We start from the raw sequence: 442 nt of genomic DNA, 5'->3' as shown, positions 1-442 counted from the left end.
GATGGGGCACGTGCCCTCGATGTAGCGGTCGGGCAGCGTGCGGCCCGTGGACGGCGAGATCGCGCCCATGGTCGTCTGCTCGACCATGTACCCGTTCTTGTGGACCGTGCGGAACATCTCCTGCACGACGGCGTAGTGGTTGCGCGTCGTGGTCCGCGTGAAGAGGTCGTACGACAGGCCGAGCTGGTGCAGGTCCTCGACGATGACGCGGTTGTACCGGTCCGCGAGCTCCTGCGGGCTCACGCCCTCCTTGTCGGCCTGGACGAGGATCGGCGTGCCGTGCTCGTCGGTGCCCGAGACCATGAGGACGTCGTGACCCGCCATCCGCATGTGCCGGCTGAAGACGTCCGACGGGACACCGAAACCTGCGACGTGGCCGATGTGGCGCGGCCCGTTGGCATACGGCCACGCCACGGCCGAGAGGATGTGGGTCATGGTGCCC

At 68.1% G+C, this 442-nt stretch carries 1 protein-coding gene; it reads right to left on the bottom strand.

What is annotated here, in order from left to right; translation table 11 throughout:
- Positions 1–435, bottom strand: a 435-nt coding sequence (locus tag ACEWB7_RS17845) for a class I tRNA ligase family protein (RefSeq protein ID WP_411581067.1), incomplete at its 3' end; no start/stop codon positions are given.
- Positions 436–442 lie beyond the last annotated feature (7 nt).

The sequence above is a fragment of the Acinetobacter sp. NIOH-H-8 genome, assembly GCF_046635365.1.
Classification (GTDB): Bacteria; Pseudomonadota; Gammaproteobacteria; order Pseudomonadales; family Moraxellaceae; genus Acinetobacter.
The sequence above is the reverse complement of the archived record's forward strand: the minus strand, read 5'-3'. Positions and strand labels throughout refer to the sequence as shown.